The organism is Streptomyces sp. NPDC093252 (genome assembly GCF_040683675.1).
Taxonomy (GTDB): Bacteria; Actinomycetota; Actinomycetes; order Streptomycetales; family Streptomycetaceae; genus Streptomyces.
Window position 1 is genome coordinate 1 of the sequence record NZ_JBFBEM010000023.1, and the last position, 24,986, is coordinate 24,986.

Annotated in this window: 21 protein-coding genes; 11 read left to right on the top strand and 10 right to left on the bottom strand. The window is 70.5% G+C overall.

Annotated features, from left to right (window positions below):
* Nucleotides 1-127: 127 nt before the first annotated feature.
* The gene (locus AB0O01_RS34505) at nt 128-964 is read left to right on the top strand and encodes an alpha/beta fold hydrolase (protein WP_365319783.1); all 837 of its coding nucleotides are present in this window, start codon (nt 128-130) and stop codon (nt 962-964) included.
* A 296-nt stretch (nt 965-1,260) separates the two neighbouring features.
* Here the strand turns inward: AB0O01_RS34505 and AB0O01_RS34510 are convergent, their stop codons facing one another.
* Both AB0O01_RS34510 and AB0O01_RS34515 read right to left on the bottom strand, forming a co-directional pair.
* On the bottom strand, nt 1,261-2,019 hold the full coding sequence (locus tag AB0O01_RS34510; protein WP_365319785.1) for an aldolase/citrate lyase family protein: 759 nt from the start codon (nt 2,017-2,019) through the stop codon (nt 1,261-1,263).
* A 66-nt stretch (nt 2,020-2,085) separates the two neighbouring features.
* Nucleotides 2,086-2,718, bottom strand: coding sequence for a GntR family transcriptional regulator (locus AB0O01_RS34515; protein ID WP_365319787.1), 633 nt, complete (start codon nt 2,716-2,718; stop codon nt 2,086-2,088).
* A gap of 104 nt (nt 2,719-2,822) precedes the next feature.
* Between AB0O01_RS34515 and AB0O01_RS34520 the strand changes: the two genes are divergently transcribed.
* Genes AB0O01_RS34520 through AB0O01_RS34545 form a run of 6 tightly spaced genes read left to right on the top strand, consistent with a single transcriptional unit; the run spans nt 2,823 to nt 7,811 of the window.
* A complete protein-coding gene (locus AB0O01_RS34520; protein WP_365319789.1) occupies nt 2,823-3,629 on the top strand; it encodes a carbon-nitrogen hydrolase family protein in 807 nt (268 codons plus the stop codon).
* Nucleotides 3,630-3,642: 13 nt separating this feature from the next.
* Nucleotides 3,643-4,311, top strand: a complete 669-nt coding sequence (locus AB0O01_RS34525; protein ID WP_365319791.1) for an RraA family protein — start codon at nt 3,643-3,645, stop codon at nt 4,309-4,311.
* A 39-nt stretch (nt 4,312-4,350) separates the two neighbouring features.
* Nucleotides 4,351-5,400 carry an ABC transporter substrate-binding protein gene (locus tag AB0O01_RS34530; protein ID WP_365319792.1) on the top strand — a complete coding sequence of 350 codons (1,050 nt, stop codon included), beginning with the start codon at nt 4,351-4,353 and terminating at the stop codon, nt 5,398-5,400.
* A 16-nt stretch (nt 5,401-5,416) separates the two neighbouring features.
* Nucleotides 5,417-6,190, top strand: a complete 774-nt coding sequence (locus tag AB0O01_RS34535; protein ID WP_365319794.1) for an ABC transporter permease subunit — start codon at nt 5,417-5,419, stop codon at nt 6,188-6,190.
* Nucleotides 6,187-6,960, top strand: coding sequence for an ABC transporter permease (locus AB0O01_RS34540; RefSeq protein ID WP_365319796.1), 774 nt, complete (start codon nt 6,187-6,189; stop codon nt 6,958-6,960). The genes AB0O01_RS34535 and AB0O01_RS34540 overlap by 4 nt, the downstream gene beginning before the upstream one ends.
* Nucleotides 6,961-6,995: 35 nt before the next feature.
* A complete protein-coding gene (locus tag AB0O01_RS34545; RefSeq protein ID WP_365319798.1) occupies nt 6,996-7,811 on the top strand; it encodes an ABC transporter ATP-binding protein in 816 nt (271 codons plus the stop codon).
* 1,767 nt (nt 7,812-9,578) lie between these two features.
* Here the strand turns inward: AB0O01_RS34545 and AB0O01_RS34550 are convergent.
* Nucleotides 9,579-10,538: a pirin family protein gene (locus tag AB0O01_RS34550; RefSeq protein WP_365319800.1), complete on the bottom strand. Its 960-nt coding sequence runs from the start codon at nt 10,536-10,538 to the stop codon at nt 9,579-9,581.
* A gap of 118 nt (nt 10,539-10,656) precedes the next feature.
* Between AB0O01_RS34550 and AB0O01_RS34555 the strand changes: the two genes are divergently transcribed.
* Complete coding sequence (locus AB0O01_RS34555) at nt 10,657-10,983, top strand: hypothetical protein (protein ID WP_365319802.1); 327 nt, start codon at nt 10,657-10,659, stop codon at nt 10,981-10,983.
* Nucleotides 10,984-11,249: 266 nt separating this feature from the next.
* Here AB0O01_RS34555 and AB0O01_RS34560 read toward each other — a convergent pair whose 3' ends face one another.
* The 5 genes from AB0O01_RS34560 to AB0O01_RS34580 form a co-directional block, all read right to left on the bottom strand.
* Entirely contained in the window at nt 11,250-11,885 is a 636-nt protein-coding gene (locus AB0O01_RS34560; RefSeq protein ID WP_365319804.1) for a methyltransferase domain-containing protein, read from the bottom strand.
* A 375-nt stretch (nt 11,886-12,260) separates the two neighbouring features.
* Nucleotides 12,261-12,671, bottom strand: coding sequence for a VOC family protein (locus AB0O01_RS34565; RefSeq protein WP_365319805.1), 411 nt, complete (start codon nt 12,669-12,671; stop codon nt 12,261-12,263).
* A 129-nt stretch (nt 12,672-12,800) separates the two neighbouring features.
* On the bottom strand, nt 12,801-13,160 hold the full coding sequence (locus AB0O01_RS34570; protein WP_365319927.1) for a helix-turn-helix transcriptional regulator: 360 nt from the start codon (nt 13,158-13,160) through the stop codon (nt 12,801-12,803).
* Nucleotides 13,161-13,297: 137 nt separating this feature from the next.
* Nucleotides 13,298-14,089 (bottom strand): carbon-nitrogen hydrolase family protein, encoded by a 792-nt coding sequence (locus AB0O01_RS34575; RefSeq protein WP_365319806.1) that lies wholly within the window; start codon nt 14,087-14,089, stop codon nt 13,298-13,300.
* 281 nt (nt 14,090-14,370) lie between these two features.
* Nucleotides 14,371-15,204 carry an aldo/keto reductase gene (locus AB0O01_RS34580; RefSeq protein WP_365319807.1) on the bottom strand — a complete coding sequence of 278 codons (834 nt, stop codon included), beginning with the start codon at nt 15,202-15,204 and terminating at the stop codon, nt 14,371-14,373.
* A gap of 330 nt (nt 15,205-15,534) precedes the next feature.
* Here AB0O01_RS34580 and AB0O01_RS34585 point away from each other — a divergent pair, with 330 nt between their 5' ends.
* The 3 genes from AB0O01_RS34585 (at nt 15,535) to AB0O01_RS34595 (ending at nt 20,405) form a co-directional block, all read left to right on the top strand.
* Nucleotides 15,535-17,607 (top strand): hypothetical protein, encoded by a 2,073-nt coding sequence (locus tag AB0O01_RS34585; protein ID WP_365319809.1) that lies wholly within the window; start codon nt 15,535-15,537, stop codon nt 17,605-17,607.
* 178 nt (nt 17,608-17,785) lie between these two features.
* The gene (gene mgrA, locus AB0O01_RS34590) at nt 17,786-18,829 is read left to right on the top strand and encodes an L-glyceraldehyde 3-phosphate reductase (RefSeq protein WP_365319810.1); all 1,044 of its coding nucleotides are present in this window, start codon (nt 17,786-17,788) and stop codon (nt 18,827-18,829) included.
* Between the two features lie 244 nt (nt 18,830-19,073).
* The gene (locus tag AB0O01_RS34595) at nt 19,074-20,405 is read left to right on the top strand and encodes an alginate lyase family protein (protein WP_365319811.1); all 1,332 of its coding nucleotides are present in this window, start codon (nt 19,074-19,076) and stop codon (nt 20,403-20,405) included.
* 431 nt (nt 20,406-20,836) lie between these two features.
* On the opposite strand, the gene AB0O01_RS34600 is transcribed toward AB0O01_RS34595, so the two are convergent.
* Both AB0O01_RS34600 and AB0O01_RS34605 read right to left on the bottom strand, forming a co-directional pair.
* Nucleotides 20,837-23,686 (bottom strand): hypothetical protein, encoded by a 2,850-nt coding sequence (locus AB0O01_RS34600; RefSeq protein ID WP_365319813.1) that lies wholly within the window; start codon nt 23,684-23,686, stop codon nt 20,837-20,839.
* Nucleotides 23,683-24,849 carry an AAA family ATPase gene (locus tag AB0O01_RS34605; RefSeq protein ID WP_365319814.1) on the bottom strand — a complete coding sequence of 389 codons (1,167 nt, stop codon included), beginning with the start codon at nt 24,847-24,849 and terminating at the stop codon, nt 23,683-23,685. The genes AB0O01_RS34600 and AB0O01_RS34605 overlap by 4 nt, the downstream gene beginning before the upstream one ends.
* Between the last annotated feature and the right edge of the window lie 137 nt (nt 24,850-24,986).

The following is a 24,986-nucleotide window of genomic DNA, read 5'->3' on the forward strand; positions in this document are numbered from 1 at the left end:
GGACCGTCGCCCACCAACTCGCCCGCCACGGCACCGGCACCGGCATCGCCACCCTCTGCATCGGCGTCGGCCAGGGCCTCGCCCTCGTCCTGGAATGTCCTTGACCGCCCGGCCCGCTGGAGCTGCCGTGTCACCGCCTGTCCTCCACCACCGCCTCGACGGCCCGGCCGGTGCGCCCGCGCTGATCCTCGGCCCGTCTCTGGGCACCTCGATGGCGCTCTGGGAGGCCCAGTTGCCCACTCTGGCCCGCTTCTTCCGGGTACTGCGTTTCGACCTCCCCGGGCACGGCGGATCCGGCGCCGGACTCCTCCGCGATCCGAATGCGGGCCGTACGACGGTCGAGGACCTCGCCTCGCTGGTCCTGAGCCTTGCCGACCGTCATGACTGGGACCGCTTCCACTACGCGGGCATCTCCCTGGGCGGGGCCATCGGGGCCTGTCTGGCCGCCCGACACCCACGTCGCGTCGTGTCACTGGCCCTGGTTTGTTCCTCCGCGAGTTTCGGAGCGCCTGGTTCCTGGCACGAGCGCGCCGAGCTGGTGCGGCTCAAGGGGACCGCTCCCTTGCTGGCGACCAGCCCTGGCCGCTGGTTCGCCGCGGCCTCTTTCGCCGAGAGCGCGCTGGGCAGCCGCCTTCTCCGCAACCTGGCCGAGGCTGATCCGGTCGGCTACGCGGCCTGCTGCGATGCTCTCGCCGCCCTTGACCTGGGACCGTGTCTGGCCGACATCATCGCCCCCACCCTCGTCGTGGGAGGCTCACGGGACAGGGCCACACCGCTGGAGCACACATACGAGCTCAGAGACGGGATTCCCTGCGCCGATCTGGACATCATCCCCTGCGGGCACCTCGCCGCCGAGCAGCCCGAGGCTCTCGGGACAGCGCTGATGAGACACCTGGTGGCCAGCCGTGCGGGACCCCACCGGATCACTCGCACACCGCCCGTGCAAGGCCGGGCTCTCCCTTGACCGTGGACGGCGGTCACTGTGCGGTGTCGGCCTCCGTAGCCGATCGCTGTTCACAAGGGATCCGACCGGCCTGGCCGAGGCGCGAGTGCCGTCGTCGGGCGCGGATGAGGCAGCGGGTCATCCGCCAGAAGCCCTCAGCCGGTCCTCAGCGCCCGCGATTCATGGCCGCGTTGCGTGGACTGCCGCAAACCGCACGACAACCGGACCGCCGGCCGGTCGTGCCCGGTCGGTCGTGTGGGTGCGCTCCCTCAGGAGAATGCCGTGCGGTGCACGGTCCCTGCTGCGGTGAACGGACCTCACTGAGCCGGCTCAGCGGCCCGTTTCGCCGTCTTGATTGCCGAGCTGGTCCGGCTCCGGACGAGGTCCGCCGCCTGTCGGAAGGCGGCGTACTGGGCGCTGACGATGATGTAGGGGGCGTTCCGGCTGAGGGCCCAGTTGAGTTCCGTCTCGGTCCAGGCGGGGTACATCCAGGGCTTCCCCCGCTGCTGCATCGCGTCGACGCACCGTTCGATGTCGGCCCAATCGGCGTCGGTCTGGCTGAATGCGCCACGACCGCTCAGGAGCGACAGGTCACCCGGTCCCATCTGGAATCCATCGACGTTCTCCAGGCCGGCGATCAGGTCGATGTCCCGGACGGCGAGCGGGTGCTCGACCAGCGGGAAGAACAGTGTCTCGGAGTCGAGTTCCGACATGCGCTCGTCGGTCCACGGGCCGTAGCGGAACGGGCGCCCGCCGGCCATGGAGCGTTCGCCACGGGGCGGGTACTTCGCGAAGCGTGCGAGTTCCTCGGCGTGCTGGACGGTCGTGACGTGTGGAACGATCACGCCGGTCGCTCCGAAGTCGAGCGGCTGCTGAATGGCGGCGGCAGAGGGTTCGCGCACCTTCGCGAACACCTTCAGGCCGAGGTTCCTGAGGAGCGGGATGAAGCGGTCCAGCGTCTCCAGGTCGAACATGCCGTGCTCAATGTCCAGGACTACGAAGTCGTAGCCCGTCTCGGCCACGATCTCAGCAGCGGGTGTGCTGCCATCGGTGAGCCAGAATCCCACTTGGGTCACGTCAAACTCCTCATGTGAACTGACATGTCGAACCGGATGAGGCCCCTGGGCCGCTCGGCCCCCTGCTCACTGGGCGAAGGGGCGCAGGTGCTGCCTCAGCGTGTGCAGCGCCGCCTTCTCGTCTCCGGCGTTCACGGCGTCCAGGATCGCCTTGTGCTGTGCGTGGATCTGCTCGGCGTGGGCCGCCGGGCTCGTCTGCACGGACATCCAGGTGTGCAGGGGCCAGAGACGGTCGTAGAAGTCGGTCAGCAGAGTGTTCCCGTAGGCGCTGACATAGGTGCGGTGGAAGGCCTGGTCCGCCGCGCTGTACGCGGCCCGAGCCGCAGGGGAGCCGTCGTGGATCGCCTCGCCCACCACGGCGGCCATCTCGGCGAGGTGCTGTTCCATGCGGCCCCCGAGGTCGGTTCCCTGCGAGATCACCGACTTCACCGCCGTGCTCTCGATCAGCCACCGAGCGTCGTATGCCTCCAGCACCTCGCGGGCGCTGATGCCGCGGACCTGAGCGCCCCTGCGGGGAACCAGTTGCAGGATGCGCTCGCCCGCGAGCCGGTGCATGGCTTCTCTCACAGGTGTCCGGGAGACACCGGCCGCGTCGCAGACCGTGGCCTCCTCGACGAACGACCCCACGGGCAGATCACCCATCACGATCCTGTTCCGCAGCCACTCATACGCCCTGTCCGTGGCCGAACCGCCACTCATTTCCCCTCCGGCTGGTCGAGAGTCTGTCGTGTAAAACCCGGCTCACACCTCTGGGCACAAGCCGTGTGGATATGGTACACACTCCATGTATACACGACGTATGCATGGGAGGGTTGCGAATCTCAGTCGGACAGATCGCCACGAGCCTCGACTTGATGGCGAACCTGGACAAGATGGCGAAGATGGCTGAGGATGCCAGCCGTGCCGGCTCCGCCCTGATCGTGTTTCCAGAGGCGTCCATGGCAGCGGGCACCGATCTGGCGGAGGTGATCACCGTCGCCGAGCCGATCGACGGTGACTTCGTCTCGGCGCTGCGAGGGATCGCGGCCCGGAACACGATTCAGCTCGTGGCCGGTGTGTGGGAGATCGAGAGCGGGCAGATCTACAACACCTGCGTGGCGATCGACTCCGACGGTGAAGTCGGTGCGAGTTATCGCAAGGTGCATCTCTACGACGCGTTCGGGTTCCGCGAGTCGGACCACATCACGCCATCGGACAACTACAACGGCGTCACGTTCGAGGCGGCGGAGACAACCGCTGGCCTCAATGTCTGCTACGACCTGCGCTTTCCCGAGAGCGCCAGGAAGGCGGTCGACGCGGGGGCGCGCATGCTGCTGCTGTCCGCCGCATGGCTCCCCGGACCGGAGAAAGTCGAACACTGGCTGGTGCTCGCCAGGGCGCGGGCCATCGAGAACACCTGCTTCGTGGTGGCGGCGAACCAGGCACGACCGCTCTGCACCGGTCACAGTGTCATCGTCGGCCCGAGCGGCGAAGTGCTGGCCGAACTGGGTGAGTCCGAGGAACTGGTGACCGCGGACCTCGATCTCGCACGCATCGACAGCCTGCGGGCCCTGAACCCGTCTCTCGCCAACCGCCGCTTCCGGGTCGTGCCGGACCTGCGGGACAACTGACATCAGGAGAGCCATGTTTCGGATCGGGACTGTTCCCCCCGCGCTCGACGACGCCGCCGATGAGGCGGCGTCGAAGATCGAACCGTCGACCCTCGGCCACTGGCAGGACACGGGCTTCGCACACGGCATCCATCCGCTCACCGCTAGCCAGCACTGTGTCGGGTCCGCCTTCACTGTCCGCCTCGCCGGAATGGACGCGACGGCCCTTCATGTCGCCGTCGACGAGATCGGTCCCGGCCACGTTCTCGTGGTCGACATGGGCGGGGACGGGCGGCGCGCGTGCGTGGGCGCGATCATCGGCTGGCTGGCCCAGGAACGCGGCGCCCGCGGCATCGTCATCGACGGCATGGCCACCGACCTGGAGGATCTCGAACGGCTCACGATCCCGGTGTTCGCCAGGGGGACCTCGGCGGTGACGACCCGGGCGCTGGGAATCGAAGGGGACATCAATGTCCCGGTGGTCATAGACCATTCGACGGTCAACCCCGGTGATGTCGTCATCGCCGATCCGAACGGGGTGCTCTTCATCGCCCCGGAGGACCTCGCCGCCCTTGCCGGGCGGGCCGTGGCCGCCCAGGAGGCGGAGGCCAGGATGCGCGCGGATCTCAGGGCCGGTGCACGCCTGTCGGACTTCTCGGATGCAAGTGAACGAATGAAGGACCGGGTCGTGACGGTCAGGTGACCGAGCCCGCTGCGGACCACAGAGGAAGGTAGAAAGTCCATGCACTCGAACATTCACAGAAGACCGGCGCTGGCTCTCGCGCTCGGAGCGGCACTGTTCGCCTCCGCGTGCGGCGGATCGAGCGGGGCGTCCGCCTCGGCGGAGACCGACTACGACTGTGCGCATCCGAACGCGGACACCACCACGTCGATATCGGTGGCGATGATGCCGATCCTCAGCACGGGCGCCCTGTATCTCGGAAACGAGCAGGGCTACTTCGCCAAGAACGGCATCAAGCTCGAAGTCGAGGAGGTCTCGGCGATCCCGGCGGGGATCGCAGCGGTCCAGGGCGGATCCGCGGACTTCGGCTTCACCGGCACGATCCCGCTGCTGCAGGCCCTGCAGGGCGGCATCCCCGTGAAGATCATCGCACCGTACGCCGGAATCGCACCGGACTACTACGACAAGATGAAGGCTGGCGAAGAGGGTTACACGACCGAGGTGACAGCCCTCCTCACGATGAAGGACAGCGGCCTCAGCAGCCCTGGCGACCTCAGCAACAAGACGGTCGCGGTCAACGACGTCCAGGGGCAGTCCGAGCTGACCGCCCGCTACGTGATCGATGACAACGGTGGCGACTCCAGCACCGTCAAGTTCGTCGTCATGCCCCCCGCCGACGCGTACAACGCCCTGCTCGCCGGCCAGGTCGATGCCGCCCAGTCCGGAGTCCCGATGATTCTGGACGCCGACCAGAAGGGTGCGCAGATCGTCTCCTGGAGCGGAGTGGAGACGTTGCACGAGGGCCCGACCTCCGTACTGATCGCGAGCGACAGCTACATCACATCGAACGCCGAGACGGTCGCCCGGTTCAACTGCGCCGTACGGGAGTCGACGAGCTACGCGTCCGGCCACCCCGACGAGGTGCGTGCCGCCTACGCGAGGGCCGCGGACATCGCCCCGGAGACAGTGGCGTCGAGTGTCGTGCCCTACTTCTACGACACGGTCGACATCGCCGGCATCAAGCGGTTCGAGGACCTGATGCTCGACTACGGATTTCTCCGCGGACCGATCGACCTGAACGGGGCGATCGACCCTGTTGCGACGAAGTAGCGGTCGGGAGAGGGTCATGCATCCGAAAGCCAGAGGCATCGTTCTCGGCGGCGTCGGCATCGGACTGTGGCTGGTGATCTGGGGTTGGGCAACCACAGCCGGACCGTTCGGGGACACGCCCGGCCTGTCGACCGTTCATGACACCTTCAGCACTGCGGTGGATCTGGCGACCCGGCCGAGTTTCTGGAGTGCGGTGGTGGTGACCGTGTGGATCTCCCTGCTGTCGCTCGCCATCGCCCTCCTCATCGGCACCGCGGTGGGCGCCTCGACCGGCTACTCGCAGAGCGTGTTCGCGGTGCTCGATCCGACGCTGCAGTTCTTGCGCCCGCTCCCCCCGGTCGTACTCATTCCGCTCCTGGTGCTCACTGTGGGCCCGTCGGCACAGCTCGCCGTCATTCTCGCCACGCTCGGAGCGACGTGGCCGATACTCATCCAGGTGCGCGCCGGTGTGCAGGCAACCGACCCGGTGGCTCTGGAGACCGCCAGGGCCCTGAAACTCTCGTGGTGGCGAACCCAGTTCAATGTCGTCCTTCCCAGCGCGTTCCCGTTCGCAGCGACGGGCGTCCGGATCGGCGCCGCGACGTCGCTGATGCTCACGATCGGCGCCGGCATCCTCGTCGGCACTCCCGGCATCGGCCGTCTGGTCGCCACAGCACAGGAAACGGGGCAAGTGTCCACGGTGTTCGCCGTCATCCTGTGGACCGGCTTCCTGGGGATGGCCTATGCGACCGCTCTCGGGGCCATCGAGCGGATCGCCACAGTGAATCACCGATCTGGAGGCCGAGCATGAGCAGACTCCGCAGGCTTCTGTTCGGAGCACCAGTCCCCATCATCACGGTCATCGGGTACCACCTGTTGACTCGCGACGCCGCCGATCCGTTCTATCCGGGCATCAGCCTCATCGTCGACAGCCTGAACGCCGTGTGGCTTTTCGAAGCCGCCGGTTCCGACGTGGTGCCCAGCCTGCGCAATCTGTTCACCGGCTACGGCATCGCCACCGTCGCCGGCGTCGGTCTCGGCCTCGGGGTCGGTCTGGTCCGATGGGCATCGGAACTGGTGATGCCGATGATGAACTTCGCCCGCTCGGTCCCGCCGCTGATGCTCATCCCGCCCATGGTCCTTGTGTTCGGGGTCGGAGACCTGTCAAAGGTGACGATCGTCGCCCTCGGCTCCTTCTTCCCCATTCTGCTCGCGACGATTGACGGGGTCCGCCAGACCGAGGCGGGTCACATCGACGCCGTCAAGGCGATGAGGCTGACACCGGTCCAGCGGCTGACGCGCCTCTGGCTCCCGTCGGCGACGCCCTCCATGTTCGCCGGCCTTCAGACCGGTCTGCAGTTCGCTCTTGTGCTCATGGTCGCCAGTGAGATGGTGGCGTCGACACGAGGCATCGGCTATCAGACGGTGCAGTCCCAGTTGACGTTCGACTCCCCCGGCGTCTGGTCCGGGATCATCGTCCTGGCAGTCCTCGGGTTTCTCCTGAATGCCGTCTTCACCGGCATTCGCAATCGAGTTCTCGCGTGGCACATCGGCATGCGTGCACGCGCCCACGACGCATGACAGTCACGACGGCCGACAGAACGGATCAGAAGACCATGCACAAGCTGAGCAGTCCGGTCCGCCTGAGTCTTGCCGAGGTGACGAAGTCATACGGACGAGGCACGGAATCGAAGACGGTCCTGGACCGGATCACCCTTGATGTGCGAACCGGGGAACTCGTCTGCGTCGTCGGCCCGTCGGGGGCCGGAAAGACCACCCTGCTGCGGTGTCTCACCGGCCTCATGCCGCCGACCTCGGGAACGGTGGCTCTGGACGGTGCTCCCCTGACCGGCACCAGTGACCGCATCTCCCTTGTCTTCCAGGAGTACAGCCGGTCGCTGTTCCCCTGGCTGACGATCGAGAAAAACGTTTCTCTGCCGCTGCGGGCACGCGGCGTCGCCAAAGCCCGGACTCGCCCACTGGTCGCTGAGACGCTCAAGAGCGTCGGCCTGCACGACGTCGGCGGCCTTCACCCGTGGCAGTTGTCGGGCGGCATGCAACAGCGAGTCGCCATCGCGCGGGCACTCGTCACCGAGCCGGAGGTCCTCGTCATGGACGAGCCCTTCGCCTCCATCGACGCCCAGACCCGAATGGACCTGGAGGACCTGACACTGCGAATCCAGCGGGAGAGGAATGTCTCGGTCATCCTCGTGACCCACGACATCGACGAGGCGGTCTACCTCGCGGACCGCGTCGTGGTCCTCTCCAAGAATCCGGCGACCGTCCAGGCCACACTCGACGTTCCACTCGGCGTCGATCGCGACCAGATCCACACCCGCCAGGACCAGAGATTCGTGGACATTCGCACCAACATCCTCGAACTCATCCGCGAGACACAACTGCGCGACCAAGCCGAAAAATCCACCTCATGAGGCCGTCCGCCCCACCGCCGTACGGGGCATGACCGCCCCGCCCTCGGCCCACGGCCCATGCCCTGCACGGCCCGTCCGCCTCCCGCTCACCTCTGCGGGCGCCCACGCATGAGACCCCGCAGAACGGACCGCCCGCCGCCCGGCCGTCCTGGGTCCCCCCGTATGGGGAGACCCGGGACTTCACCCAGCCGGCGGGTGCCTGTTCCTCTCCACACGGCCAATGGCGGCGCCACAGGGAGCCGAGGACTGTGACCGGGTGGCGGTACCTGACGCCACCGGGTAGAGGCTGCACAGGTGTGCTGGCACGCCGCAGGGAACAGGCGGAGACGGCACCACCTCAGACGGCTGGAACACAGCGACCTGCGGGACCGGCGCCAGCACCCACCTGTCCGGCCGCCGCCGTCTCCCGGGGCCACGGCCGGCGCTCGCGCAGCCGGTGTCCGTCCCCGGCCGGGACCGGAGAGGTGACGGCGCTCGGCTCTCCGGGCTCAACACGCTGAACTCCGCCCGCACGCCGAAATCACACCAGACACAACAAGATCGTCTCATCCCCGACCAGCAGTTACGGGACAACCCTTAGGCGGGGGAGCATGTCCGCAGATGGCCGGTTACTGAAACCGGGAACTGCACGGGATTGTTGACAGTCCACCCCAGGCTCCTTGCCTCGCAAATTTCGGGAACCAATCCCGGAAGGAACTGTCGACAAGAATGACCGGCCAGACCGAGCAAACACTTCACCATCAGTTCAACCCCGAGCGCATCCGGGCAACTTGGAGTGGTTCGGCAAGCATCACGGACGCCGCCAGAACGTTCGGCTCGTCGAGCTCGAAGAGCCACGACCTTGCTCGCCGACCGTATACCTACCCACAGATCCTTCCCGACCACCGCGCTCTTCTCGCCCGCCGCGAACCGTTCCCCGGCCCGGAGTCGGATCCCCTCACGAAACGTCCGACGCCGAGCAGTCAGGCTCCTACCCTCCGGATACCTCATCCCACCGGGCATACTGTAGGAATCATGAACCGTCACCACCCGACGGCAATCCGAAAATCTCAACAATCGGAGCCGTTGGCAGTGCCGCGAGAATTCTGTCCGAAAGCTGACACAGTGGCGTCGGAATGCATGCCGAACACGTTCCACCACGCCTGACGCCCCCTCCCCTCTCCAGCACTAAAACGAAGCCGCACATTCCCGGGCCTGAGAGCACGGCAGGTCCAACCACACTGAACACCCCCTGTTCCTCTGCCCGAACTGCCACGCCCTCTTCGGCGCCGGATCCTTCCTTCTGACCGATAACTTCATGGCCCTCAACACCGCGGCAGGCACTCTTCACGGTGAACTCAATCGGCACCCAAGGCACTCATCAACACCCAACGCACGATCCCCAACACTCCACGATCAGCGCCGAGCAAAGCCGAGGGGAGAGGCACCCGACCCAGGCCGCCTCCAGGAAGCCCCGCCGGGCACCGCCCTCGACGCAGACATCACCGCGGCAGGCCCCCGATCCCGAGGACAGCAACCGACCCGGCCCTCGCGGACGCATCGCATACCTGACGCGACATCACATGACCACCCATCAGTAAAGTCAGCAAAAGGTCAGCAAGTGTCTGAACATGCCTGGTCACAGGTGCTAACACTTGGACGTGCCGGTCAGGCCGAACCCGACGTCCAACCCCACGCAATCGTGCCCCCTCGCCGTACTGGCGAGGGGGCACGATGCTGATCCAGCGGGGCCACGCAGCGTTCCTGCATCGCCCCAGCTCAGCGCACCTACCCCCGCGGTTTCAGCGCCACCGACGGCAGTTCGGGTGCGGGCAGTCGGTCGCCGTCGTAGCCCGTCACCTCGCCGAAGCGCGTGCCCTGCATCCAGTCTTCGCGGGCCTTCGCGATGTCCTCGTGCGAACGGCCGATGAAGTTCCACCACATGACGATCTGCTCCCGGAACGGCGGGCCGCCCAGCAGTACCAGGCGGGCCTCGTCGGGGCCGTCGTTCGTCAGGGTGAGCGTGGGGTGACCGGGGGCCGCGTACCCCATCTCGGCGGGCTTGAGCGGGGCACCGTGGGCGCTGACACCGCCCCGGTCGACAAGGACCCCGTGCTCGAAGGCAGGATCGACGTCGAGGGTGACCTCGGCTCCCGGGCCGAGGACGACCTCGGCGCCGAGGAGCGGGGTGAACGTCCGCACGGGTGAGGTGTCGCCGGCGAGGGAGCCCAGGAAGACCCGCACCTCGGCGCCGTCCAGCCGTACCGGGGCGGGGACGTGGTGCTGGAAGTCACGCGGCGCGGCGCGGTGCTCGGCGGGGAGGGCGACCCAGAGCTGGACGCCGTGCAGGACCGTGGTGCGCGGCGTCGAGACCTCCGAGTGGCAGATGCCGTGGCCCCCGGTCATCAGGTTCAGCTCACCGGGGCGGACATAGGCGTGGCTGCCCAGGCTGTCACGGTGCTCGATCTCGCCGCTGAACAGCCAGCTCACCGTCTGGAGTCCGGTGTGCGGGTGCGGGGCGACATCCATGCCGCCGCTCACCGACACGTCGTCGGGGCCGTAGTGGTCGGCGAAGCACCATGCCCCGATGAGCGTCCGGGCCCGCTGCGGCAGCGTCCGCCGTACGGTCATGGCCCGCGGCCCGCCCAGCGGCACCTCACGCGGGGTGAGGATCTCCAGTTCGGGGCGTCCGCCGTCCGGGCCCGCCGTACAGTTCACCTCGGCCGGATGCGTCTCCGTGTTGCTCACTGCGCGGTCCCTTCCCTGGTCCGACGGCGTGTCGCCGCTCAGGGTCCCGATCGTAACTCGGGGTGCGGTGTCGCGGCCGGGACCCCGCCCCGGCCCCTCCCTGTGCCACACTCGCCCCATGACCACCCTCTCCCACCTGCGCAAAGCCGCCCTCGCTCTGCCCGAGGCCGAGGAAGGGGCCCGTTCCAGGACGGTCGTCGCCGCGTTCTCCGTGCGCGGGAAAGAGTTCGTCTCCGTGAGCGAGGGCGGCGAGGTGCGGCTCCGGCTGCCGCAGGACGAGGTCCGGCGCGCCTCGGCCGCGCACCCGAGCGGCGCGCCGCTCCTGCGCGGCGGCACGCCGACCGGCTTCCGCGTGCCGTCGCCGACATCAACGGCAAGGACCTCAACGCCCTGGTCCGCGCCTCCTGGTCCCACCGCGCCCCCAAGCGCCTCGCGGCGACGCTGACAGCGGCCGAGTCGGCGGCCGGCTCACCGGGGCACACGCTTCCCCGGGCCATCGGCAGACCGGCCACCCAGGCCCTGCTCGGCGCGGGCATCGACAGCCTGGAACGGGTCGCGGAGCACAGCGAGACCGCACTCCTCGCCCTGCACGGCGTCGGCCCCAAGGCGGTGCGCGTTCTCCGGGAGACGCTGGAGCAGCGAGGGCTGCGCCTTCACTGACCCGCCCCGTCGCTCCCCCGGAGCCCCTCGGCTCCCGAGCCCTGCTCGCCCTCAACCACTCCGCCGGATCCGCCACACATGGTCGTCCCGGTGTCCCGGCTCCCCCTCCGGCGACACACTCGCCCGGCGCACCCGCTCCCGGGTCAGGACCGTCCACTCCCCCACCGGGAGCGCCAGCGCGTCCAACACGCCGTCCAGCGTGGGGAATTCGGCGTCGAAGGGCGGCTCGGTCTGCCAGTTCGGCCAGGCCGCGTGCATCACGATGAGCAGGGTTCCGCCGGGTGCCACCGCGTCGGCTGCGCTGCTCAGCACCCCGTCCTGGTCCAGCGCCACCGGCGACTGGAGGTAGTGCGCGCTGACGAGGTCGAAGGTGCCTTCGGGGAACGTCACCCCCAGTTCATGCCGCTCCAGGGTGACCCGGTCGGCGACCCCCTCGTCCCGCGCGTGCGCCGCCGCGCGGGCCAGCGCCGTCCGGGAGATGTCCGCGCCGGTGACCCGCCAGCCGCGCGAGGCCAGCCAGATGGCGTCCCCGCCCTCGCCGCAGCCGAGGTCGAGCGCGGTTCCCGGACGCAGGGCCGAGACCTCGCGCACCAGAGTCTCATTGGGCTTCCCGCTCCACACCCGCCCGCTGTCGCGGTAACGGGACTCCCAGAACTCCGCGGGTTCGGTGACGGGTGTGTCGGTCATCGTGCCTCCTGTGCGGTGGGTGAGGGTGGTGGTGAAGGTGGATGAGGTGGGGGCGGGCGGGTACGAGTCGGCAGTTGCGAGGATCCACCTCCCTCGCCCACAGCGACAACCTTCCTTGCCGTTTCAGCAAGGCCCTCCCCCGTCTCAGCCGCCTCACTCACTCCGGGCAGCGTGTCCCTCCGGGATCAGCCGGGATCAGCCGGGGTCAGTCAGGGTCAGCCGGGTGCGTTCCGTCAGTCAGGTTTTCCCTCCCGTCCGGCCGATCCTCGTCCTCGTCCTCGTCCTCGGTCAGCAGGGCGGACATCCGCCGGGCCCTGCCGTAGAGCGCCGGGCCACCCCCAGCGCCCCAGGGTCCCCCTCCCCGTCCTGCCCGCCTCAGCCCTTGAGCTGGGTGAACCTGATGCTGTTGCCGAAGGGATCCCTCAGCGCCGCGTCGATCCCGTACGGCCGCTCCGTCGGCTCCTCCGTGAACTCGACCCCCCGCGAGCGCAGCGACTCGTAGGTGGCACGGCAGTCGTCCGTGCTGAAGATCAGGGAGCCGCCGGTCGCCCCCTTGGTGACCAGTTCGCGGACCTGGCGCGCGGTCTCCTCCGACATCGCGGGGCCGCCGGGTGCCTCCAGCAGGATCTGCCGGTCGGGGTGGCCGGGGACATTGACGGTCAGCCAGCGCATGGCGCCGAAGTCGACATCGCTGTGGACCTCCAGGCCGAGCTTTCCGACGTAGAAGGCGAGTGCCTCGTCCTGGTCGAGGACGTAGATCTGTGAGTGCGTGATTCCTGTGAACATGAGTGCACGCTAGCCGCCGGGGACCGGCGGGAACTTATCCAAAACTGCTCAGTCTCACCAGGCCGTGACCGTGGCCATGGCAGTAGCTATGTCAATGGCAATGTCAATGGCAATGGTCTTAGCCGGGGGTCAGTGGCGTGGGCGCGCCCATGCCATGGTGAAGCAGGTCGGGACGTTCCGGGCGGTCGCCCGGCCCCGGTACTCACGCGGGGAGAGGCCGACGATCGCGCGGAACGTGCGGCTGAAGGTGCCGGGGCTCAGGAAACCGACCCGGAAGGCGATGTCCGTCGCGCTCAGGTCGGTCTCCCGCAGCAGATACATCGCGCGCTCGATCCTCCGGCGCTGGAGATAGCGGTGCGGGGTCTCGCCGAACACGGCCCGGAAGGTGCGGGTGAAGTGCGCCGGTGACACATGGGCGATACGCGCCAGCGCGGGGACGTCCAGGGGCTCGGCATAGGCACGGTCCATGGTGTCCCGGGCCCGGAGCATCCGGCGGTTGGTGTCCTCGGTGGGGGTGCGCACGCCGTCATCACATCATGGGTGCGGGTCGCCCGGCCCACCGGGCGGGAGATCGGCGGGCTGACCGAACCGGGCGGACCCCTGGAGTGCTGAACCCTCTCACCCGGTCAGTGCCAGAGTTCCGGGCGGCGGTTCGTCAGGACCGAGATGCGCTGGCGGGTGCGCGGGACCTCCGTGATGTCCAGGTCCGTGACCAGCAGGTCCGGGGCCGCGTCCAGACGGGCGCGGACGGTGCCGTCGGGGCCCACCACCCGGCTGTGGCCGATGCCGGTCGGGGCCGTGCTCGGGCCCCGGTCGGGGTCGGCCTGGTCCACCGCGGCCACCCAGAGTGTGGCGTCCAGGGCGCGGGCCCGCACCAGCAGCTCCCACTGGTCCAGCTTGCCGGGGCCCGCCCCCCAGGACGCGGCCAGCAGGGTCGCCGTCGCCCCGGCGTCCGCGTGCGCGCGGAAGAGTTCCGGGAAGCGGACGTCGTAGCAGGTGGCCAGGCCCAGGCGGGCGCCGTCCACCGTCATCGTCACCACCCGGTCCCCGGCGGCGACGCTGTCCGACTCACGGAATCCGAAGGCGTCGTAGAGGTGGATCTTGTCGTACGACGTGTCCACGTCCGGTCCGGTCGCGAGGAGGGTGTTGGTGACGCGGCCCTCACCGGCCGGGGTGAACATGCCGGCGACGACCACGGTGCCGGTGTCGCGGGCGATGGCGCGGACGGCGTCGGCCCAGGGGCCGTCCAGGGGTTCGGCCAGGGGGGCGAGCGGGGTGCCGAAGCAGGCCATGGACGCCTCCGGGAAGACGACCACCCGGGCTCCGGCATCGGCGGCCCGGCGGGTCCATTCCTCGATCAGGAGGAGGTTCTTCGCCGGGTCGGGGCCGGTGGTGAGCTGACTCAGGGCGATACGCACGGCGGCGGCTCCTTTGAGGAAGGAGGGAGAGAGAGCGAGAGAGGGTTAGTGAGGAAGAGGGGAAGAGGGGAAGAGGGGATCAGGGTCTCAGAGGGTTGTGACGGCCGGTATGGCGTCCGGGCGGCGCACAGGGGTGACCCGGGTCCCACCCACCCGGTCGCCCCAGGTTCCCCCTCCCCACCCGGTCCGCCCTGATCCCACCCGGTCTCCCCACGCCCCCCAATCTTCCCCGGTCCCACCCGGTCCCACCCGGTCGCCTCGGGTCCCCTACCGATCCCGCCTCAGCCCTCCGGCCGCAACCAGTCCAGCCGATCGCGCTGGTCCGGGGTGAGCCGGAGGCCGGTCGACGCCGTGTTCTCCTCCAGGTGCCGCAGGCTCGCCGTGCCCGGGATCGGGCAGATCACCGGGGAGTGCCCGAGCAGCCAGGCCAGGGCGACCTGGGTGGGTGTGGCGTCCGCCTCCGCCGCTACGGCCGCGATCTCGTCCCGCGCACCCGTCGCGCCCCACGCCACCGGGCGCCACGGCAGAAACGCGATGCCCGCCTTCTCGCACGCCGCGAGCACCGGCTCGTACTCCCGGTCGAGCAGGTTGTACCGGTTCTGGACGCTCGCGATGTCCGTGACCGAGCGTGCCTCGGCGAGTTCCTCCACGCTGACCTCGGAGAGTCCGATGTGGCCGATCTTGCCCTCGGTGCGCAGATCCCGCAGGGCGCCGATCTGGTCGGCCAGCGGGACCTGGGGGTCGACCCGGTGGAGCTGGAGCAGCCCGATCCGTTCGGTGCGGAGCCTGCCCAGGGCAGCGTCGACCTGTGCGCGCAGGGCCTCGGGGCGTCCGTCCAGCCCCCAATCGCCCTTCGGCCGGGCCACGCCGACCTTGGTGGTCACCAGCAGACCGGCGGGGTAGGGGTGCAGGGCCTCGGCGAGGAGTGCCTCGTTGGCGCCCCAGCCGTACATGTACGCGGTGTCGATGAGGGTGACGCCCAGGTCGACGGCCCGCCGGGCCACCGCGAGGGCGTTCGCCCGGTCCGCCGCCGGTTCCGTGGGCAGATGCATCGCCCCGAAGCCGAGCCGCCCCACCCGCAGGTCCCCGCCGATGCGAAACGTGGTCGCCGTCATCGCTGCTCTTCCCCTCGTCCGCCCGCACGCTAGCAGGCGGGGTGCGGGCGGACGAGGGGCTGGGAGCGGTGTCCGGGTTCCGTTCAGTAGCGGTTCAACACCGGCGAAATCCAGCCCTCTTGACGGCGGGAGGCTCCCGTACGGGTGTGCGAGGAATCGTCACCTCGGGTGATCCGGTGCGGGCGTGCGCCACTCCGCGCGCCCCTTGCGCGTTGGCCAGCCGTGGCCTGGGTGCAGTGACGGTTCTGCAACCGCGGCGCCTGCCGGGCGGGCCGGGGCCATGGGCGTGACGGGGTAACCGGGGTGATCTGCGTGATCGGGGTGATCGGCATGGTGCGTGCGAGGGGACAGGGTGAGTCGGGAAGCGGCTGGTACGGGCCCGGTGAGCTGGTCGGGCGGGAGCGGGAGGTCGCCGAACTGCACCGGCTGCTGGCCCGGCACCGGCTCGTGACGGTGGCGGGCGCGGCCGGGATCGGCAAGAGTGCGCTGGCCGCGGTCGGTGCGGGGTCGATGCCCGAGGCGCCCTGGCGGCGGACGGTCCTCCTGGAATGGGGACGGAGCGGGACGGACCCGGACCTCCCGGACGGATCGTCCGGCCGGGACGACAGCGGTGACGCAAGCCCGAGCCGGGATGGTGGCAGCCCGGACGCGGTGCCCTCGTCCGGCGATCTGACCAGGGAGACGCTGCGGCGGCTGGGCATGGGGGAGAACGGGGACGGGGAATTGGACCGGGACGGGGACCTCACCCCTGACCGGCCCCAGCCCCTCACCCGCTCCGCCCCCGCCCACATCCGCCTCCCCATCCCCCTCCCCATCTCCTCCCCCACCCTCCTCATCCTCGACGGAGTCGACCCCGTCCACGGCGAGTGTGTCGGGCTGGTGCAGCGGCTGCTCATGACCGTCCCGTCGCTGCGCATACTCGTCACCTCGCGTCGGCCGCTCGGGCTCGGGGACGAGGCGGTGCTGCGCCCCGGCCCGCTCGCCGTCGACTCCCCCGACTCCCTACCCGGCGGCGGCCCGGCCGTCGCGCTCTTCGTCCGGCACGCCCGGACCCGTACCCCGCACGCCCTGGCCACGGACGCCGAACTGCGGACCGTCGCCGCGATCTGCGCGGTGCTGGACGGCAATCCGCTGGCCGTGGAACTCGCCGCCCATCAGCTCACCCGGCATCCGCTGGGCACGCTGGCGGAGTTGCTGGTCCGCGGGCAGTGCTGGCTGGACGGGCCCGATCCGGGGCGGCCGGGGAAGCGTTCGCTGCGCGCGTCGATCGGTGCCGGGTACGCGCTGTGCACGCCGGAAGAGCGGATGGTGTGGGCGCGGGCCAGTGTCTTCGCGGGCGCCTTCGCCGAGAACACCGCCGTGTTCCTGTGCGCGGGCAGCCGGGTGGAGCCGGTACGGGTGCCGGGGTGTCTGGCCCGGTTGTCGGCGCTCGGCGTGCTGGAGCCGGTGGAGCCGCCGGGCGGGGTGCGCGGTCCGCGCTACCGGATGAACCGGGCCGCCCGCGAGTTCGGCACGGAACGACTGCGCGCCGAGGGCGAGTTCGCGGTGGTCGCCGAACGCCGCACGGCCCACTGCCGCCGGGTCGCCGCCGTCGCCGAGAGCCTCTGGAACTCCGGTGACCAGACCGGCGCGGCACGGGTCGTCCTGGACGAGGAGGCCGATGTGCGGGCGGCGATCCGGCATGCCTTCAGCCGGTCCGCGCACGCGGAGGCGGCGCTGGAGACCGTCGTCCATCTGTGGTTCTGGTGGATGGTGTACGGCCGGGCCGGGGAGGGGCGGGCGTATGTGCTGCGGCTGCTGCCGCTGTGCGACGCGGCGGGGCCGCAGGTGCCGCGGGCGCAGGTGCTGGCCGCGTGGCTGTGCGCACCGGACGATCCGCGCACCGCGCGCATGCTGCTGGGGCGGGCCTGGCCGACGGCGGTCGAGAGCGGTGACGACGCCCTGATCGGGCGGATCTCGCATGTGCAGGGTGTGCTGGCGCTGCGCGCCGGGGACACCCGGGGTGCCGCCGAGCACTTCGGGGCCGCCGCCGATCTCGTGCCCCCGTACGCGCCGGGTGGTCCGTCGGGGGCGCTGAGCCGGGCCGCGGTCGCCTTCACGCTCGCCGATGCCGATCCGCGGGCCGCGCTGCGCGCCGCGCGCCGGGCCCTGGCCACGCCCGGTGTCCGCGACGATGCCTGGGCATCGCTGGTCGCCCGCTACGCGCGGGCACTGGTGGATCACCGGCTGGGCCGCACCGCCCGTGCCTGGCGGCGGGCGCACCGCGCCCTGGCGGGGCTGGACGCGGGGCTGCCCGAGCCGTACGGGAGTGTCGCGCTGCGGCGGCTGCTGGTACAGGTCGAGCGGGGGCGGCCGGGAGCGGCGTGGACGGCGGCGATCTCGGCGGGACGCCGGAAGGGGTGATGGGGTGGTCGGGTGGTGATGAGGTGATGGGGCGTGATTCAGGACGTGATTCAGAAACTGTGTCGCTCAATACGATGAGCAGGAACGGTTGGACTTCACGATCGCGCGGAGGCAATGTGGGTCAGTCCCCTCGATCCCGGCGGGACTCCCGCACGGCACCACCCCCGGAGACTGTCCGATGAACCATGTCGCCGACCCCGAGCGCTACGACGGCACCATGCGCTACCGCCGCACCGGCCGCTCCGGTCTCGATCTTCCGCTGCTCTCGCTGGGCTACTGGCACAACTTCGGCGACGACAAGCCCTTCGAGACCCAGCGCGAGATCGCGCTGCGCGCCTTCGACCTCGGGATCACCCACCACGACCTGGCCAACAACTACGGCCCGCCCTACGGCTCCGCCGAGATCAACTTCGGGCGGCTGATGCGGGAGGACCTCAAGCCGTACCGGGACGAACTGGTCGTCTCCACCAAGGCCGGCTGGGACATGTGGCCCGGCCCCTATGGACAGGGCGGCGGCTCGCGCAAGTATGTGCTCGCCTCACTGGACCAGTCGCTGACCCGGATGGGCCTGGACTATGTCGACATCTTCTACTCCCACCGGCTGGACGCGACCACGCCGCTGGAGGAGACGATGGGCGCGCTCGACACGGCCGTCCGCCAGGGCAAGGCGCTGTACGTCGGCATCTCCTCCTACGACGCCGAGCGCACCCGCGAGGCCGTGGCGATCCTGCGCGATCTGGGCACGCCCCTGCTGATCCACCAGCCCTCGTACAACATGCTGAACCGCTGGATCGAGACCGACGGTCTGCTCGATGTGGCGCAGGAGGAGGGCTTCGGGATCATCGGGTTCACCGCGCTGGCCCAGGGGCTGCTGACCGGCCGCTATCTGGACGGGGTGCCGGGGGACTCGCGGGCGGCTCAGGACAAGTCCTTCGACACGGGCTGGCTGACCGAGGACACGCTCGGGCGGCTGCGGGCGCTCAACGACATCGCCGCGCGGCGCGGCCAGACCCTGGCCCAGCTCGCGCTCGCCTGGGCGCTGCGCGACCCCCGGGTGACCTCGCTGGTCATCGGCGCGTCCCGGGTGGAGCAGGTGGAGCAGAACGTGGCCGCACTGGAGAACCTGGACTTCACCGCCGAGGAACTCGCCGAGATCGACAAGTACGCCACCGACGGCGGGGTCGACCTGTGGCAGGACGCCCGTCTGGGCAATCTGGGCTGAGCCCTTCCCCGACCCTCCCGGCAGCCGGGCCCCGTTCCTCGGGGTCCGGCTGTCCGCGTTCGCCGGGACCGCCCGCTTCCCGTGCGGTCCGGTCCATTGCCGCCGCCGCACCCCGCCTCTATGCTCCCAACGCATTCATCCATGAATACAGTTCACATACATAGTCATCCGTATGCGGACTCTCGCATTCCGAAGAACCTCCATCGCCGTTCCCTCTCTGTCCCCACCCATCCGGAGCTGACCGATGAAGGCAACCGCACCCGCGCCCCGCCGTCTGCTCGTCGTCCTCCTCACCGTCCTCACCGTCCTCACCGTCCTCGCGTCCGTGGCCCTCACGACCGCCCCCACTCCCGCCTCCGCCGCCTCTCCCGCTTCCGCTCCCGCTCCCACTTCCGCTCCCGCCGTGCCCGACACCGCCGTCATGGACGGGAGCCGTCTGCGCGACACCAGACTCCGCCTCGACCGCGGCGACCCTCAGCTCCGCCGCGCCCTCGACAGCCTCCGCACCCGCGCCGACTCCTGGCTCGGCAAGGGCCCCTGGACAGTCGTCGACAAACCCCGGCCCGCCCCGAGCGGCGATCCGCACGACTACCTCAGTCAGGCCCCCTACTGGTGGCCCACCGCCCCGCCCACCACAGCCAACCCCTGGGGCTGCCCCTACGTACAGCGCGACGGACAGCGCAACCCCGAGGTCGACACCGGCACCGACCGGCAGGACGTCGAGCGGGTCTTCGACTCGACCTACGATCTCTCGCTGGCCTGGTACTACACCGGAGAGCGCCGCTACGCCGAGAAGGCCGGGCAGATCCTGCGCACCTGGTTCCTCGCCCCGGCGACCCGGATGAACCCGAACCTCAACCACGCCCAGTTCATCCCCTGCCGCTACGACGGCCGCGCGATCGGCATCATCGACTTCTCCCAGTCCTACACCGCCGTCCTCGACGCCCTCGCCCTTCTCGCCACCGGCGCCCCCGGCTGGACCGGCGCCGACCGCGCCGGGATGCGGCGCTGGAACTCCGCGTTCCTCACCTGGCTGCGCACCAGCGACTTCGGCAAGCAGGAGGCCGCCGCCGACAACAACCACGGCACCTTCTACGACATGCAGCTCGCCGCCCTGGCCCACGCCACCGGCGACAAGGCGCTGGCCCGCCGGACGGTGCTGGACGCCCGAGCCAAGCGCATCGACCGGCAGATCGCCCCCGACGGCACCCAGCCCCTGGAACTCGCCCGCACCCGGAGCTGGCACTACTCGACCTTCTCCCTGGTCGCCCACACCCGGCTGGCCGCGATCGGCCGGAACGTCGGCGTCGATCTGTGGCGGCACCGGGGGCCCGAGGGACAGAGCCTGGCCGCCGCGGTGCGCCATCTCCTGCCGGCCGCGACCGGGGGCGAGCCCTGGCCCCACCCCGAACTCGACTTCCGCCGCTACGCGGCCACGGATGTGGTGCATGCCGCCGCCGACGCGGGCGACCGTGCCGCCAGGTCCGCGCTGGCCCGGCTGGAGGCCCCGCCCGGGGGCGACCTGTGGGCGTTGCGCCCGGCGCCGGAACAGCTCGATTCCATCGCGGGGCAGTAGCAGGCGGGGGCGGTCCGGCGCCGGGGACGAGCGGCCCGAATTTCCCGGGCGCCGGGGGCCGAGCGGCCCGGGTTTCGCTGGCGCCGGGGGGGACGAGCGGCCCGAGTTTCGCTGGCGCCGGAGGCGAACGGCACACCTTTCCCTCGGCGCCGGGGCCACGAGGTACCCGCTCTCCCGGCGCCGGGAGCCAGCGGCACGCGTTTCCCGTTCCCTGACCTCGGGAGCCAGCAGCACCCGATTCCCTGACGCCGGGGCCGGCGGATCCCACTCCCCCAGCGCCGGGAACCACCGGCACCCACGATGAGCGCCGGGCCACCGCCGCCCCCTACACCGATGCGGACGCACCCCCGCCCCGCCCAACCGGTGCGGACGCACCCCGGCACCCCACCCCGTCACCCGGTGCCGACGCACCCACCCACCCCTCCACGGACTCACACACCCCCCAGCAACGCCCCCACCGCCTCCGTCGTCCGAGGGTGACGGGTGAGCAGGGCCGCCCCTGTGGCGGGGGCCTCCGGGGTCACGGCGACCCAGGGGTCGTCGATGCCCAGCAGGGCCGCCAGGGCGTCGCTGGTCGCCGGGTGCGCGGCGAGCAGGGCGGCTCCGCCGGGCGGGGCCGGCGCCTGGCGGATGGCCGCGCGGGCGCGGTCCGCGTGCCAGGGCGGGACCCAGGTGTCCAGGGCCGCCAGCCGTCCGGGGAAGACCCGCCCGGCCTCCTTGATGAGGAGTGGGGCGAACTCGGCCCCGTCCGAGCGCAGGGTGCTGATCAGGCTGGGCAGCCAGGGCAGCAGCACCGGGTCGGGCAGCCGGGCGAACGCGTTGGACACCGCCTCCACCACGAAGTCGGTCAGCGCCGGGACCGGCTCCAGGGCGTGCAGGAACCCGCTGAGATAGCGCGGGTAGGACGGCACGACCAGCGGGTTGGCGAGCAGGGCGTCGACCCGGGACCGCAGTTCCTCGCGGGTGAGGGTGCCGAGCTGGGTCCGCGCCGACCAGAGCAGGGCCGTCTTCGGCGGGTCCTCGGGGTGGGACTGGGCGACGGCCAGCTCCAGTTGGGTCCGGTCGCAGCCCAGCGACAGCGCGAGGCTCTCCATGCTGAACAGGAACCCGAGCATCGCCGCGACCTGCCGGACGCCCGCCTCCTCGTCGGTGAACGCGGTCGGCAGCAGGGTGCAGTAGTGCGCGTACCCGGTCCTGACGAACGACTCGATCCAGGCCGGGAGGGCGGGTTCGCCGGTGCGGTAGTACGCCAGCAGGCGCCGGACCCGGCGCAGTACCTCCGGTGCCCCGTCGACCGTGCGTTCGGTGGCCAGGACCGCGAGGGCGCGGGTGCCGAGTTCGTCGGCGAGGCGGCGGCTGCGCAGGAGGCGGGTGGCGTCCTCGACGGTCGCGAGGACGGTCGCCGCCGTGGCCCGGGGGTCGTAGGCGCGGCGGCGCAGCCGCTGCTCCAGGACCTGTTCGATGCTGACGCCCTCGTAGCCGATTTCGATGAGGGCGCGCTGGTGGGTGCCGAGGGCCAGGTCCCAGGACTCCTGGATGGGTTCGTCGCCGAGGCCCCGCGAGCCCATGATGGGGCGGGCCGCGCCCTGCGGCAGCAGTTCGCGCAGCATCCACAGGACGTCCGAGCAGGCGCGCAGCTCGGGTTGGCCGGCGATGTCCAGCAGGGCCCGCTTCACACCGCGCTGCTGGAGCGGCAGCCCGAGGGGGGCGAGCCGGTCGTGGACGTCCCGGGCGAGCGGGGGCAGGGCGTCGTAGCCGACCTGTCCGATCCGGTCGCCGCCCATCATGATCTCCACGAGCCGCCGTACATCGCGGCGGCCGGGCACGCTGTCCTTCTCGATACAGGTGACCGCGGCGTCCTGGAAGTCGTACGGGGTCGGCTTGGCGCGGTCGCGCATCCCGGCCAGCAGGATCGACGTCTCGAAGACGGCGATGGCGTCGGCGGTGGAGGCGAGGTACCCGGCGCGGCGGGCGGCGCGGACGATGTCCACCGACCAGCCGAGGAGTTCGGCCTCGTCGAGCCGGTCGAGGACGGGCGGGCGCCGGAGGAAGCCGGTGAGCCGGTCGGCGGCCGGGAGGTCCGGTGCCGGGGCGGAGGCCGGTGCCGGGGCGGGGACGGAGGCCGCCGCCCTCTTGGCCTTCGTCGGCTTCCCGGTGCCTGCCTGGCCCTCCAGGCGGAAGGGTTTCACCCGGGTCCGTTTGAGATTCTTCGCCCAGACCGTCGCGGCGATGGACACCGAGCCGCCCGCGAGGCCGAACTGTGCCTCGATGGCCGCGTGGCTGGACGGGATCAGTCCGTGCTGCCAGGTGGTGGCGGTGCGCGGGCTGATCTCGAAGCCGTCCGCTCCGTCGACGCCGAACTCCTCGACCCGGCTGGCCGCGTGGAAGGCGCCGCAGACATAGAGGCAGTCGGCGGGGTCGGTGCCGGACGCGGCGAGGTGTTCGCGCATCCTGGTCCACATGTAGCGCTCGCGGTCCTCGTCCACCCGGACGCGGTGCGGGTCGCCGGGCGCCAGCCGCCGGAAGAGGCTGCCGATGAGCAGCATGACCTGGCGGTAGGTGTCGTGGTCGCTGTCGCCGAGGGGCAGTTCGACGTACTGGTGCCACCACTCCGACCAGTGCCGGACCCGGCCGTGGCGCAGCAGGTGCTCCTCCAGTTCGGCGAAGCGGGGGCGCAGGTCGCCGATCTCCACGCCGACCGCGTCGCCGTGCAGGGCGGCGTCCTCGTCGGGCTCGGGGGCGTCCGGGTCGGCCGGTGTCCCGGCGCTCTCCTCGCGGCGGTCCCACTGGAAGACGTGGTCGGAGGACCGGTCGACCAGGACGAGTTCCACTCCGGGGGTGTCCAGGGCGTAGGCGATGGCCTGGTACTCGGCGGACGCCTCGGTGATCGGGGCGACCACCGACAGCGGCGACCAGTCGGCGGGGAAGCCGTCGACCTCGCTGGCGAACGCCTGGACGGCCACCGGGAGCTTGCAGTTGCGCAGTTCGGTCAGGAGCGGGGCCATGTCCTCGCACAGCTCCAGGTAGACCACCTTGGGCTGCTTCTCGCGCAGCCGGCGGGCCATGGCGACGGCGGAGGCGGGTGAGTGGTGGCAGACCGGGAAGATCTCCAGGGGTTCGCGGACCGCGCGGTCGACGTCGTCGACGATGCCGAGCAGGATCCCCTCCAGGGCGCCGGGCCCGTCCGCGAAGGTGGTGGCGGCGTCCTGGAGCTGACCGCGCAGGGCGGTGAAGGGGCCCTCGCTCGCGGTGGCGGGCACCGCGGTGGCGGGGGCGCTCACGACAGGGTCGCGATGGCGTCGCGCCCGCCTTCGAGGAACTCCGGCCAGGAGCCGCCCGCTTCCTTGCTGCGCGGCTCGACCACGCCGTGCAGATACTTGTTGAGGATGGCGAGGTCCTCCGGTTCGCGCCGGGCCAGCGAGCCGACGAGGGAGGAGGCCAGGGTGTGCGCGGTCAGGGCGCGCTCGCCGAAGAAGTTGCTGTGCAGGATGGCGTCCTCCAGGACACCGATCTGCTCGGCGGTAGACAGCGCGGACTCCAGTTTCTCGTCGTCGCTGCCCGCCGCGGCGGCGGAGGCCCGCAGATCGGCGAAGCTCTGGAGCAGGACGTCCAGCAGAGTGGGCGGCACGTCCAGCTCTATGTGATGGCGGCGCAGCAGTTCCTCGGTGCGGAAGCGGACGATCTCCGCCTCGGCCTTCTTGTTGGTGACGACGGGGATCCGGACGAAGTTGAAGCGGCGCTTCAGCGCGGAGGACAGGTCGTTGACGCCCCGGTCGCGGCTGTTGGCGGTGGCGATGATCGAGAAGCCGGGCTTGGCGAAGACGATGCTGTCCCCGGAGCCGCCGGAGCCACCGGAGCCCCCGGTCTCGCCGGTGGCGGGTGCGCTGCCGCCCAGTTCCGGCACCGAGATGTACTTCTCGGAGAGGATCGAGATCAGCGCGTCCTGGACATCGCTGGTGGAGCGGGTCAGTTCCTCGAAGCGGCCGATGGCGCCCGTCTCCATCGCGGTCATGATGGGCGAGGGGATCATCGACGCCCGGGACTGGCCCTTGGCGATCACCATCGACACGTTCCAGGAGTACTTGATGTGGTCCTCGGTGGTGCCCGCCGTGCCCTGCACCACCAGGGTGGAGTTGCGGGAGATCGCGGCGGAGAGCAGTTCGGCCAGCCAGCTCTTGCCGGTGCCGGGGTCGCCGATCAGCAGCAGTCCCCGGTCCGAGGCGAGGGTGACGATGGAGCGCTCGACGAAACTGCGGTCGCCGAACCACTTCTGGGGGATCTCCCGGTCGAGTCCGTCGGCGCGCTCGGAGCCGAGGATGAACAGCCGGACCATCTTGGGCGACAGCCGCCAGGAGAACGGCTTGGGGCTGTCGTCGATGGACTCCAGCCAGTCCAGTTCCTCCGCGTACTTGATCTCGGCGGGGGCGCGCAGCAGGTCGGACATGGCATGCCTTTCTAGTGAACATGTGCAGGACGTGTAAGGGCGGAGCAAGAGGACGGAGCGATGGCTCGTAGCCATGGGGCGGAGCAAGGGGACGGAGCGATGGGGCGGAAGCGATGGGGCGGAGCAACGAGGCAGAG